General features: G+C 45.6%; 13 protein-coding genes. 10 read left to right on the top strand and 3 right to left on the bottom strand.

All coding sequences use genetic code 11. From position 1 onward, the window contains the following. The first annotated feature begins 32 nt into the window (after positions 1-32). The 4 genes from NSQ20_RS30835 to NSQ20_RS30820 all read left to right on the top strand — a co-directional run bounded on the left by NSQ20_RS30835 (position 33) and on the right by NSQ20_RS30820 (position 3,080). Complete coding sequence (locus NSQ20_RS30835) at positions 33-374, top strand: zinc ribbon domain-containing protein YjdM (RefSeq protein WP_017691576.1); 342 nt, start codon at positions 33-35, stop codon at positions 372-374. Between the two features lie 148 nt (positions 375-522). Continuing rightward, positions 523-1,335, top strand: a complete 813-nt coding sequence (locus tag NSQ20_RS30830; protein WP_340028071.1) for a class I SAM-dependent methyltransferase — start codon at positions 523-525, stop codon at positions 1,333-1,335. Positions 1,336-1,447: 112 nt separating this feature from the next. Next, positions 1,448-1,702, top strand: coding sequence for a hypothetical protein (locus NSQ20_RS30825; RefSeq protein WP_340028072.1), 255 nt, complete (start codon positions 1,448-1,450; stop codon positions 1,700-1,702). Positions 1,703-2,018: 316 nt separating this feature from the next. Next, positions 2,019-3,080, top strand: coding sequence for an LLM class flavin-dependent oxidoreductase (locus NSQ20_RS30820; RefSeq protein ID WP_076251982.1), 1,062 nt, complete (start codon positions 2,019-2,021; stop codon positions 3,078-3,080). A 132-nt stretch (positions 3,081-3,212) separates the two neighbouring features. On the opposite strand, the gene NSQ20_RS30815 is transcribed toward NSQ20_RS30820, so the two are convergent. Then, the gene (locus NSQ20_RS30815) at positions 3,213-3,872 is read right to left on the bottom strand and encodes a TetR/AcrR family transcriptional regulator (protein WP_076320383.1); all 660 of its coding nucleotides are present in this window, start codon (positions 3,870-3,872) and stop codon (positions 3,213-3,215) included. A 249-nt stretch (positions 3,873-4,121) separates the two neighbouring features. Here NSQ20_RS30815 and NSQ20_RS30810 point away from each other — a divergent pair, with 249 nt between their 5' ends. Continuing rightward, on the top strand, positions 4,122-4,937 hold the full coding sequence (locus NSQ20_RS30810; RefSeq protein WP_076320382.1) for an SDR family oxidoreductase: 816 nt from the start codon (positions 4,122-4,124) through the stop codon (positions 4,935-4,937). 22 nt (positions 4,938-4,959) lie between these two features. Here the strand turns inward: NSQ20_RS30810 and NSQ20_RS30805 are convergent, their stop codons facing one another. Both NSQ20_RS30805 and NSQ20_RS30800 read right to left on the bottom strand, forming a co-directional pair. Then, complete coding sequence (locus NSQ20_RS30805) at positions 4,960-6,267, bottom strand: VWA domain-containing protein (protein ID WP_340031476.1); 1,308 nt, start codon at positions 6,265-6,267, stop codon at positions 4,960-4,962. A 104-nt stretch (positions 6,268-6,371) separates the two neighbouring features. Beyond that, on the bottom strand, positions 6,372-6,836 hold the full coding sequence (locus NSQ20_RS30800; RefSeq protein ID WP_047840920.1) for a DUF4385 domain-containing protein: 465 nt from the start codon (positions 6,834-6,836) through the stop codon (positions 6,372-6,374). A gap of 96 nt (positions 6,837-6,932) precedes the next feature. Here NSQ20_RS30800 and NSQ20_RS30795 point away from each other — a divergent pair, with 96 nt between their 5' ends. From NSQ20_RS30795 to NSQ20_RS30775, 5 genes are all read left to right on the top strand, one after another. After that, entirely contained in the window at positions 6,933-7,400 is a 468-nt protein-coding gene (locus NSQ20_RS30795; RefSeq protein WP_076329211.1) for a YfbM family protein, read from the top strand. A 136-nt stretch (positions 7,401-7,536) separates the two neighbouring features. Then, positions 7,537-7,665 (top strand): hypothetical protein, encoded by a 129-nt coding sequence (locus NSQ20_RS30790; protein ID WP_017691584.1) that lies wholly within the window; start codon positions 7,537-7,539, stop codon positions 7,663-7,665. A gap of 208 nt (positions 7,666-7,873) precedes the next feature. Then, on the top strand, positions 7,874-9,382 hold the full coding sequence (locus NSQ20_RS30785) for a copper amine oxidase N-terminal domain-containing protein (RefSeq protein WP_036612282.1): 1,509 nt from the start codon (positions 7,874-7,876) through the stop codon (positions 9,380-9,382). Positions 9,383-9,732: 350 nt separating this feature from the next. Further along, positions 9,733-10,206, top strand: coding sequence for an IS200/IS605 family transposase (gene tnpA, locus NSQ20_RS30780; RefSeq protein ID WP_100529447.1), 474 nt, complete (start codon positions 9,733-9,735; stop codon positions 10,204-10,206). 178 nt (positions 10,207-10,384) lie between these two features. Next, positions 10,385-11,848: a GNAT family N-acetyltransferase gene (locus NSQ20_RS30775; protein WP_340031475.1), complete on the top strand. Its 1,464-nt coding sequence runs from the start codon at positions 10,385-10,387 to the stop codon at positions 11,846-11,848. The last annotated feature ends 70 nt before the right edge of the window (positions 11,849-11,918 follow it).

The raw sequence follows: 11,918 nt of genomic DNA, 5'->3' as shown, positions 1-11,918 counted from the left end.
ATGCCAATCGTAGAATGGAGAGTTTAATACATATGTCTAATTTGCCTAACTGCCCCAAATGTAATTCAGAGTACACGTACGAGGATGGTAACCTGTTGGTTTGCCCGGAGTGTGCGCATGAATGGTCTTTGGAAGCAGACAATGATAACGCAGAGGATGCAAAAGTAATCCGCGATGCCAACGGAAATGTGCTGAGTGATGGCGATACCGTTACCGTCATTAAAGATCTGAAGGTAAAAGGTAGCTCGCTTGTAGTTAAACAGGGCACGAAGGTGAAGAATATCCGCCTGATTGATGGGGATCATGATATTGATTGCAAGATCGACAGCTTGGGTGCAATGAAGTTGAAGTCTGAGTTTGTGAAAAAGATATAAGATCGAGAAACGTTCAGTTCCGCATTCAATGGGAATTGAACGTTTTTTGTTTGACAGGAAATATTTAGTAGATATATACTGGTTGGAATTTAATTTTTTTGAACATGGATGAGTAGTCTACATATAAGAAAAGGCAGGTGTCAGAGCGATGAAGAGAGATCACATTATTGAATATTATTCTGGGTTTGATGAGTGGGGTAGACTGGAGCGGGAACCAATTGAATTCATCATTAACATGCATTACATCAGGGAACATCTCCCCGCTACTGGTTGTATTCTGGATAATGGCGCAGGGCCAGGAAAGTATGCCATGGAGCTTGCGAAGCTGGGGTACAAGGTCACTTTATCGGATCTGACACCTTCCTCCGTGGATACTGCGCGGCAAAAGGCTCAGGAGTTTGGTTTGACACAGCAATTCGATGGATTCCATGTTCTCGATGCGACTTCGCTCTCCGGTATGGCTGACGAGACGTACGATGCGTCCCTCATGCTGGGGCCGTTATACCATCTGCAGACAGACGAAGAGCGCACGGCTGCTGTACGGGAGCTGTACCGTGTGACCAAGCGAGGGGGCGTGGTGTTTGTAGCCATGCAAAGCCGAATGCGCATGAGTATCAATTCGCTGCAATCCCCGCAGCACTGGAAACCGAATGATAACATGGCAGCAATCCATTCTTTTGTGGAAAAGGGTATATTCAATCATCAGGATCAAGGACGATTTACGGGAGCATACTATTTTAATATTCAGGACGTTACACCCTTCATGGAGCAACATGGATTTGAAACCGTTGATTTGATTGGTTCATCCAGTCTTAGAGCGATGCTCACGGACGAGCAGCAGCAATACTGGAAAGAGCGTGGCGAGTATGATGAACTCATGCAATATATGATTGAAGCTGCCAAAGACCCTTCCATATTGGGAATCTCGTCTCATTTGCTGTACATCGGGAGGAAGAAATAATAATAGACTTACAGGCAATGCTCTAAAAATCTATGTATTTTAGAATTTCAGCCCGTGGAATACTGTTTCCACATGATATAATATCTCTATCTAATGGTCTGGAGGTGTCACTATGCAATGGAAGGAAGTTCAGGAGCGATTCCCTAACGAGTGGGTCGTTTTTGAGGCAACCAAGGCGCATTCTAGAGAAGGCCAGCGTTATATTGAAGAGATGGCAGTGATTGATTCATTTGATGATTCTACAAAGGCACTAAAACGTTATGGTGAATTGCATCAGGAAGATCCCAGACGGGAATACTGCTTTTTTCACACTTCACGTCCAGAAGTTGTGGCAAGAGAACGATATGTTGGCATGAGAGGTCTCTGATGTAACTTTCAGATGGAACAACGATTAATGAATTTCAAGTTGAAATAGGAAATATGGATTATGGTTTGGAGATTGACGGAATTCTGGGATTTAATTTTATGAAACAGACCGGTGTTGTAATTAATGCCAACCTGATGGAACTAAGTACAGATAAGCTGTAATCTATAGAAAATAAACATAAATGTGCCCTCTGGAAACAGGGGGTACTTGTGTTTTTCATCAAAATAGTTCAATATTAAGATACATAACAAAAGGTGATCTACTTACAATAGGTTAGATGAACAACGGATCGCTTCATACCAGGGAGGAACAGACAATGGAAATCGGAATTAGTACATTTGTGGAGACAAACCCGGATGTAAAAACAGGAGAACTTATCAGTCATGCGCAGCGTATTCGGGATGTTGTTGAAGAGATTGTTTTGGCAGATCAGGTTGGTTTGGATGTATACGGCGTGGGAGAACATCATCGTGCTGACTATGCGGCTTCATCACCAGCTGTCATTCTGGCGGCGGCAGCTTCACAGACAAAGAACATACGCCTGACGAGTGCGGTAACGGTGCTGTCATCGCATGATCCGGTACGGGTATATCAAGATTTCGCGACACTGGACGGCATTTCGAACGGACGTGCAGAGATTATGGCAGGGCGGGGATCATTTATCGAATCGTTCCCACTGTTTGGCTATGATCTGAACGACTACGATGAGTTATTCGACGAGAAACTGGATTTGCTGCTCAAGCTGCGTGATTCTGAAAAAGTAACCTGGGAAGGCAAACATCGCCCTTCCTTTAACAATCTGGGCGTCTACCCGCGCCCTGTACAGGAAAAGCTTCCGGTATGGATTGGCAGTGGTGGTAATCAGGAATCGGTAGTTCGTGCAGGACTGCTCGGTTTGCCACTGGTGCTTGCCATTATCGGTGGTCGTCCGGTGCAATTCGCACCACTGGTGGAGCTGTACAAAAAAGCAGCTGCACATGCGGGACATGATGCTTCCAAGCTGACTGTTGCTTCTCACTCTCACGGCTTCATTGCCGATACAACAGACGAAGCCGTGGAGAAGTTCTTCCCGCCAGCGCAAGCAGTCATGAACATACTGGGTCGTGAACGTGGATGGGGACACTACAGCCGTGCGACATTTGATGCGGCGCGTAGCCTGGAAGGTGCATTGTATGTAGGTGATGTGGATACCGTAGCTCAGAAAATTATTTACCTGCGCAAAGAAGTTGGGATTACACGCTTCATGTTACACACCCCCCTCGGCACAATGCCGCACAACGAGGTCATGAGAGCGATCGAACTGCTTGGTAAAGAAGTCGCTCCAATCGTGCGTAAAGAAATTGCACGTTGGGAAGCTGAGAACGAAGAGGCACGTTAATCGACTGAAACCGTTACGGAACTAGATAAAGTCAACCAAATAAAGGAGCATGCCCTAGGCGTATTACGCCAATGGGGCTGCTCCTTTTTCGTTTATCTTCTGAAAGTATCTAAAACAGCACAGATGTAATGCTTATCCATTCGCAGATGTACTCACAAGGGAGTGTATAACCATCGACAACGTATGATCATAGAGGGTTTTGGCAGCTTCTTCGCTCTCAATATGGCCTCCCAAATACAGATGAATAACACCGTGTAAGGGAGCCCAGATCATCCGAACCGCAAGCAGGGGATCTTGCACCTGAAGCATTCCCTGTTCAATCGCTACCTCAACCAAGGCAGACACTTGTTTCAGTGCAGTTGCTGTTCCCTGTAAGGTCTCTCCATCTGGTTTGAATTCGGAAAAAGATCCTCCAAACATCAGCTGATAGAAGCTGGATTGAGAAATGCCGAAGTCCCAGTAGACGTGGGCCAGATCACGGAAATATTGTTCGAACGATGCCTGCTGGGGCATAGCTTCAAAACGCTGGGCCATGAGGGAGCATCCCTCTAGATACAGATGTTTGGCTAACCCTTCTTTTTTGCCGAAGAGATTATATATGATTTTGGTGGAGCACTCCATGCGTTCAGCTACACGGCGTACCGTGACGGCTTCTGGTCCATGCTCTTGCAGTAAAGCAGCAGCAGCATGCACAATATTTTGCCGCAGATTATCCGAGTGCTGCAGTCTGGCTTCCTGAAAGGTTGTTACCGTATGTGCAGATTCCGTGGAACCCGAATTAAGATCCTTCATTGATTTCATCCTCGTAACCGTATTGTTGTTGAACAGAAACTACGTTTCCTTTTCTTAAGGTCATTCTACTGTTTTACGCCGGATAACGTCAATTTAATCCGAGTTTAGTAAGTAAGCACCCCGTTCTAGATTCAAATCTAACAAATGCATTTGACAGCGTCATGGGTTTTGGTTACGATGATTCTATACAGAAACAGTGTTTCCTAATGAAAACGAGTGTTTAAATTATACACAGAGGATGGATGAGAGATGATAAAGGAACAGCATCAATGGGTACTTATTACAGGTGCTTCTTCAGGTATTGGGGAAATTTTTGCACTCGAGATGGCTTCTAAGGGTAAAAATATCGTGCTGGTGGCTAGAACAGAGTCCAAACTGAATCAATTGGCAGAACGTATAGAACGTACATATCAAGTAAGGGCTGAGGTAATCGTATCGGATCTTTCCGAAGTAGAGGCACCTCAGAACGTATATGAGGAATGTCAGAATCGGGGAATACACATCGATATGCTGATCAACAATGCGGGATTTGCTACCCATGGATGTTTTGAACAGGTGGATGGTTCCCGGCAGCAGGAGGAAATTATGTTGAACGTGCTCGCCTTGACAAACATGACGCATCTTTTCTTGCCAGGCATGTTACAGAAGAAAAATGGTGCTGTCATTAATGTCTCTTCGACGGCTGCCTTTCAACCTGATCCGTATATGGCTGTGTATGGAGCAACGAAGGCATTTGTACTTTCTTTTACAGAGGCATTATACGAAGAAAACAGGAAGCGTGGCGTTCAGTTTTTGGCACTATGCCCAGGTTCAACCGAGACTTCGTTCTTTGATGTAGTGGGTGCTGATGAAGCCTCGGTGGGTAAACGTGATACCCCTGAGCATGTCGTGGCGGTGGCCATGAGTGCACTCGAGTCAGGCAAACCTTATGCTGTGCCGGGGGCCGGTAATTACTGGACAGCGCAGTTCACCCGCCTCGTGCCACGCAAGTTGATGTTGCGAATCGTAGGAAGTATGCTCCGTCCACGTTCCAAGGATGGTAAAGCAGAAAAAGTACAAGCCTGATTAGGGGTATAGGGTAAAAGATTTAGGCCAAAATGCCTTTGGCCCGAGCTTCCTTTATCCAACCTGGAAATTCAGTAAGGAGACGATCGTACAATTCTTCATCGCTGATCTTGGAGATGTCGTCGAGAGCAAAAAAATCAGCATTATCGATGAAACGTCCAGTCATGTCATCAAGTTTCTCGAGAATACCGTAATTGGCTTGGCCTAGGCCAACAAATTGCCAGAACAGGTTTTTGGTTGAACTTTCGGTAATAAGCCGAATGATTTTCCCTTTTTGACTGACTCCACCATCGCTAAAAAAGATAATATACGTTGGAATCTTCACATCGGGTTCCTCGATCGTATATTTGCGAATGACATCCTGCATCACAGGAGGTTCGTTATTGGTACCGCCTTTGCTTCCCAGCGTATATGTGCGTTCAATATAATTCTCGAAATCCCTGGCGGTGACGCTAGGTGCACGCAAGAAGTCTTTGGCGAAGAACCAGACGTCCAACTCCCCGTTATCATCAAACGCGGATGCAATTGCCAGGATACGCTCGAAGGCTTCTTGCACGATGCCTTTGCGATACAGATGGTACATGGAGCCTGATGCATCAAATACAACGGCAACACGTGCCTGTATAGGTTCGATCTTTTTCTTTTGCAGAGACAGGGTTACTTTACGCTTGAGGAGATCGATCTTGGTCAGGTTAAGCGGCGGATGATTCGTATTTGGTGCGGCAACAGGTGCCAAGACTTCTGGAGAGGCCGCTGCTACTTCAGCTTGTGCCGTGAGAAGAACTTGTTCGGCTTCCGAGGTGTCGTTACTCTCAATTTCAACACCGAATGACTCTGCCAGCGGCTGCAATCCACCAAAGAAACCTCGTCCAATCGCACGAACTTTGAACCCGTCACGATACTTATAGATTTCAATGAGAATAAGTGCTGTTTCCGCAGTGACCTTTGTGATCTCATAGGTGATCTGCTGGGAACCAGCTTGTACAATCGCCTGACATGCCTGAACATCGGCGAAAGTACCTCCCGCATCCAGAGTAGCCGTAAACACACACTTTTCCACAGGGGCCTGCCGTAATTGATTTGTATCCAGTACAAAAGAGGATTTCAGTTCCTCTGCCTGTTGCAGAAGTACACTTTGATGGGGATCGGCCGTCTGATTATAAAATACAAAATAGTCGTCAGATGGGACTTTTCCCTCTTCATTCACCATAAAGCAGCTAACATCCAAGGGAGAAGGAGATGATGTACATCGAATGGTTACCTGAAGTTGGGTGGATTCGTTGATACTGATATTCTGGCCTGTGTTTAAGTGGATAAACGAATCTGTCATAATCGGATGCGCCTCTCTTCTCCAATTTAATGGTTGAAAATGTACAGTAACAAGATCGATTCTGAGACAAATGTTTCCATAAGTCAATCTTTTCACCGTTGATCCTACGCTTCATCAGACTCGTACTTTTCCCGATGCTCCTTCTTCATTTTCACATAGTCTGGATCGGTCTTCGCAATCTCCCATTGTGCTTTGAATATAGCCGCGGCTTCTGCCTTCACCTTGTCATTCTGATAGGGCAGAATCGAGCCATCCTCCTTCGAGTATTTGCGTCCTCCTTTGTGATTCGTATACCGTCTGGCCCGTGTATAACCCATCTGGAGAAATTTGCGAGCCATATCCATACCGACGAAATCTCCCTTTTTCTTATACTCCAAAAATAGCTCATAGATCTTCTCCGATGACTCCGTCGCAATCTCGGGTGTTTTGAATCGCCAGTGTGGCAGAATCTCGCCTTTGTACGGCTCTACCATCAGAACACCCTGCTCGCCCCGGCCTACGGTGTACAACTCAGGATGTTTGCGCAGATCCAACTCATCATAATTGAGACTGTAATCAAATTTTTTCATGTATACGCCCTCCTTGATAGGGATTACCCCGATTCTGAACCAACAAGCACGGTTAATGGGGAACAATAGAAGGAATTACACAGGAGGGGTAGCGGTATGGGAATGTCCGGCAGATATCTTGTGGTAACGAAGGAGCTAGTTGAATCCATCAAGTCAGGCGAGGTTAGTGTGCATGATTGTGGAGTGGATCTGGATATTGATAAAACGTGGCAGATGCTTCAATTCACACTGAACGGTAACTTAATAGAAGGGGAGCCGCCCCTGGGATATGTGGTGCCTCTCGCAGGTGAGCAGTACTTGGGAAACTATTCGGACATGGATCTGTTTTTGCTTAGTAACGAGCAGGTGCTGGAAGCCTACATGGCATTGGAGCAACTCACACCGGAAGAATTAAAGCAGCGGTATAGTCTGGACCAGATGATCGCTGAAGGCGTCTATCCTGTCATGGAAGATTGGGACGCGGAAGAGACATTTCAGGAGATCGTTCAGACTGTGGATGATGTCCAGGCCTTGTTTCAGGCCACGGCTGCAAGTGGGAACGGCATCATCTTTTATGTTTTCTAAATGAGCACTAAAATTATGATGGAAAATGTCAGGCCGACACTGAGGCAGGTTTGAACTACGCCTATTCGGGTTATTGATAGACACAAGGCTCAGGCCTTGATGACATGACAATCCGGTAGAAGAGAGGGAATGCGATATGACACAGGATCAGAACGAAGAGAATAAAGCGATTCAAGAGGACGAGCCGGATCAATTCGAGACTCCCGCAACTGCGGAAGATGAAGAAACGGATGAGAAACTTGCAGAAGATCAGGAGCAAGAATAACTCCCAGCATTGCACAATGAAGCAGGATGTTTTATCGAAACATACGATATGCTGAAATATAGATAGACCAGAGGTCGGACATGCTCCGGCCTTTTGGTTTATTTTTTTGCGTATCCGTTTACAAGAATTACCTATACCTTCATAATGGAAATGAACCATATTTTTCTAAGGAGGAGTTCATATTACGAATCGGAAGTTAGTCCAATGGATGGCAGTGCCACTAGTACTTTTAATGGTTGTTCTTACAGGATGTCAGGCTGTGGGTGGAGTAGACGTTGGCAAAGCAATGGCCAATGGCGCGAGTATCAAGTCCGGTGAATCCAGACAATCCATGAATATAAACATAGAACCGGCTAAGGAATTTGCTACAGAAAAAGACCTTGAAATGATCGAACTTATTAACTCCATATCCCTGGATATTGATCAAGCCAAAATGAAAGATGCGAAGACAGCATCGATCAAAGGTACACTGAGCATGGAGGGAACAAAGTTACCTTTCCACGTGTCCATGAATGAGTCCCAATTGGTCATTGATCTGGACGGAGCCCAGAAACCGCTGTACATGTCTCTGGATACGTTCCAGGATGCACAGGCGCTTCCGATGGTAGATACGAAGGCTCTGGAGAAACAACTCGAGGAAATTTCCCCGAAACTGTTCTCTTTTGTCCTGAAGCATCTGTCCAATCCGAAGAACATCTCCGTAACACCGGTACAGGAATCCGTGAATGGCGAAGCACTTAGCCTCTCCAAGCTGCATCTGGAAGTTAGTGGTGAAGAGATGCTTGCCATGGTTAAACCGTTCCTGACGAGTATTTCGAAGGATGAGCAAGGACTGAAAGATCTGATTGGCGATCTGTACGATGTGTTCTACCCTGTACTGGAAGCAGTGAATGAGGTAGAAGGTGGGGGAGACGACACGCTGAATTCGATCGTTCCTGAATCGAAAGATGAAGCCGTTGCGTCTCTGTATGCCATCATCAAAGTAGGACTGGACAGTATGCTGGTCAATTATGATCAGGAGCTGAACAACCTGTTGAATGAGACCCCTGAATTCAAAACGGTCTTTGGCACAGAAACCAAACTGAAATTGGACTTCTATCTCGACAGCAAACTGGATATTCGCAAGCAAAACTTTGAACTGAAAGTAGCGCTGCCTGCTTCTGAGGATCTGCCGGTAAAATCTGTAACCGTAAGTGGAGACAGTGAACAGTGGAATATCGGTGGCACAGTTGCAGTTGATGAAGTGGATGTATCGGGTGGCGTTATGGATCTGATGAAGGATGATATTACGCCTGGACAGATGCTGCGCAATTTTGATTCCAATTCACTCGCATACCAATTGCTGAAAGATGAGGCTGGGATCACGAGTAAAAGTGTAGTGCTCTTCCCGGATGATGAATACGCTGGGGCGATCACTGTGAAGAACACAACATTTGTACCGCTTCGCTACGTGTCTGAAGAATTGGATGCTGAAGTGAAATGGACCAAAGGCTCGAACCAAATCGTTGTCATTGACGACATCACTGGTGATGAGATTGTCCTGACCGTAGGTTCCAAGAAGGCAACCGTTGCTGGTAAAGAAGTAACTATGGTGGAATCCGCCTATGTAGGCAAGGACGGCAAGACGTATGTGCCGCTGCGCTTTATGGCTGAATCCCTTGGAGCTACTGTAGATAAGGAACAAGAAACAGGCTGGATCTACATTGACCGTCCTTAATTGAGACGTTATAAGTAAGCCTTAGTAAGAGAGGGGATTTCAGAGTATGCCAGATTTCTCGTAATGATCGTGAAAAGAACACCGCAAAAATTCCGTTAGACCATGAACGGGATACGTGTGTCCTTTTGACCCATTACGAGGAGCTTCGGCGTTTCTGAAATGATGAAACGGATCGAGGAGTGCCTCTATTGGAGGTGCTCCTCTTTGTTATGGCTTTAGCCAGTTGAGTGCGTGAAACGCGCGAAACAAAAAACCACCCGCTATGCGGGTGGAGGGATCGAGGGTTTGACCACCAAGACCATTCCGATAAAATTGAGATGTTCAGGCTCAAAAGAAAGGAATGGTCTTAGATGGCAAACAAGAGCTATAGCCTAGCTCACACAAAGTGGATGTGCAAATACCACATTGTATTCACCCCGAAGTATAGACGGAAAGAAATCTATAATCAAGTGAGAAAAGATTTAATCGAAATTTTCAAACGTCTGTGTAAGTACAAGGGAGTAGAAATTATAGAAGGTCACATGATGCCCGATCATGTTCACATGTTGGTAGCGATTCCACCGAAAATGGCAGTCTCCACGTTCATGGGATATCTAAAGGGGAAAAGTTCACTAATGATATTCGAGAAGCATGCCCAGCTCAAGTATAAATATGGCAATCGAAAGTTTTGGGCAGAAGGGTACTATGTGAGTACAGTGGGTCTAAATGAAGCAACGGTAAGAAAGTATATTCGTGAACAAGAAGCACATGATCAAGCGTTAGATAAGCTGAGTGTAAAAGAATACGAAGATCCATTCAGCAGTAATCGGAGCAAAAAGAAGTAAAACCAGTTTAACTGGTGAGTGAAAGTGACAAATAACACTGAGCCTGAACAGCCCTGCTGTCAGGCTAGCGTCTTTAGGCGCAGTTTGGCAACAGGGGGTTATACCCCAAGAGCAAACCACCCGTTGGACGGGTGGTCCTGATTGTGTCATCCTAAATAAATCCCCAGAGGTGTTGTATATGAAAAGTCAATTGTTCATCCATTCAAACTCCGTTACGTTGCGTCCATTTACGCTTGAAGATCAGGCTGTCGTGTATGCATTAACCCAACAACCTGAAATCACCAATATGCTACCCGATTGGAAGATGACCGAGGAGCAGTTGCGCGAATTTTTACAATTTGTCGTTGGCAGTTACGAACAGTTCAACCCAGAAGATGTACGCATCCTGCTTGCCGTTGTACACAATAAAGATCAGCGTATCATCGGTTGGTGTGGTGTGTTTCCCAATGACATGCTGGATCGGGCTGACCGTGAAGTGGCTTACGCCATCTCACGGGATTACCGGAATAAAGGATACATCACAGAGGCTGTGCAGGCGTTAACAGCATATGTATTTGAGCATACCTTGCTGGATCGAATCGTGGGCATTGTGAAGCCGCACAACCAGCCGTCACGCAAAGTTCTGGAGCATACAGGTTTTCGTTATATCTCTCGCAGGATACTTGTGGATCAGGAGAACTACGATTATTTTGAACTGCTTAAAGTAAAGTCCGAACCAGTGCAACCGAAGCAGGTACATTCTGAAATTCGCTTACGACTAGCACAGCAGGAAGATGCTGTTGTACTTACAGAGATTTGCACTCGTGCTTTTGATCATGTCATAAAAGTCTGGGCGGATAATGAGAAGGATATCGATAGCAATCTATGCCCGCCTGATTTTTCGTCAGTTCGCATGCATCGTTACGTGATCCGTGAATGGGATTATTATGTTGTAGAATCAGATGGATGCGCTATTGGCGGAGTGAGTGTTAACGTGCTTGGACGAAAACATGCCAGGATCGATAAGATCTATATTGACCCCGTATGCCAGGGCCGTGGCGTGGGAACTCAAGTCATGAGGCTTATTGAGGCTGAATTTCCGCAGATTGAAACCTGGAAGCTGGAGACCTCAGGTCGGCAGCTGGATAATCATCATTTTTATGAAAAAATGGGATATGTTTGTATCTATGCATCTGAGGAAGAGTTTGTATATGAGAAGAACATGTCCGTTGATTCTTTTGATCCAACATGTGATGAGACATTAGCCAAGGACTCGGGTGAGTCGGTGGTTGAATATGTTCAAGCTAATCTGGACTCAGTCCGTTACAGCACCAGTAATCTGACCAATAGTCGGATTACCGACTGCAACCTGAGTGGAAGCAAATTTACCAATCTAAATATGACCAATATATTGCTAGCTGATTTACGCCTAACTGATAGCAAGATTGAATTTTGTGCTTTGGATGGCGTTCAATTCCAGGACACACATCTTGGATCTGACCGTGTACCCATGCAGTGGGCGCATTGTGATCTTGGGGGAAGTCGTTTTATCGATTGCGATCTATCTGGAGTACAGTTGGAACAATGTCAAGTGAACGGGATGAAGATCAACGGAGTAGAAGTAAGGGAATTACTTGCAGCCTATGAGGCTATGAAGTCCTGAGGACGAATGGCAGGGCCGATACGGAAGCATACTAATCCGGTTGAGATGATGGCTGTAACTGTTCCCCGTT

The organism is Paenibacillus sp. FSL K6-1122, assembly GCF_037977015.1.
Classification (GTDB): Bacteria; Bacillota; Bacilli; order Paenibacillales; family Paenibacillaceae; genus Paenibacillus; species Paenibacillus amylolyticus.
This window is presented reverse-complemented; position numbering and strand designations above follow the sequence as displayed.

Bases quoted from the DNA above. Each gene is read 5' to 3' on its own strand.
- NSQ20_RS30830 (WP_340028071.1), top strand. From the start codon at position 523: ATGAAGAGAGATCACATTATTGAATATTATTCTGGGTTTGATGAGTGG.
- NSQ20_RS30775 (WP_340031475.1), top strand. From the start codon at position 10,385: ATGAAAAGTCAATTGTTCATCCATTCAAACTCCGTTACGTTGCGTCCA.
- NSQ20_RS30800 (WP_047840920.1), bottom strand. From the start codon at position 6,836: ATGAAAAAATTTGATTACAGTCTCAATTATGATGAGTTGGATCTGCGC.
- NSQ20_RS30835 (WP_017691576.1), top strand. From the start codon at position 33: ATGTCTAATTTGCCTAACTGCCCCAAATGTAATTCAGAGTACACGTAC.
- NSQ20_RS30810 (WP_076320382.1), top strand. From the start codon at position 4,122: ATGATAAAGGAACAGCATCAATGGGTACTTATTACAGGTGCTTCTTCA.
- NSQ20_RS30825 (WP_340028072.1), top strand. From the start codon at position 1,448: ATGCAATGGAAGGAAGTTCAGGAGCGATTCCCTAACGAGTGGGTCGTT.
- NSQ20_RS30785 (WP_036612282.1), top strand. From the start codon at position 7,874: ATGGCAGTGCCACTAGTACTTTTAATGGTTGTTCTTACAGGATGTCAG.
- tnpA (WP_100529447.1), top strand. From the start codon at position 9,733: ATGGCAAACAAGAGCTATAGCCTAGCTCACACAAAGTGGATGTGCAAA.
- NSQ20_RS30790 (WP_017691584.1), top strand. From the start codon at position 7,537: ATGACACAGGATCAGAACGAAGAGAATAAAGCGATTCAAGAGGACGAG.
- NSQ20_RS30815 (WP_076320383.1), bottom strand. From the start codon at position 3,872: ATGAAGGATCTTAATTCGGGTTCCACGGAATCTGCACATACGGTAACA.
- NSQ20_RS30820 (WP_076251982.1), top strand. From the start codon at position 2,019: ATGGAAATCGGAATTAGTACATTTGTGGAGACAAACCCGGATGTAAAA.
- NSQ20_RS30805 (WP_340031476.1), bottom strand. From the start codon at position 6,267: ATGACAGATTCGTTTATCCACTTAAACACAGGCCAGAATATCAGTATC.
- NSQ20_RS30795 (WP_076329211.1), top strand. From the start codon at position 6,933: ATGGGAATGTCCGGCAGATATCTTGTGGTAACGAAGGAGCTAGTTGAA.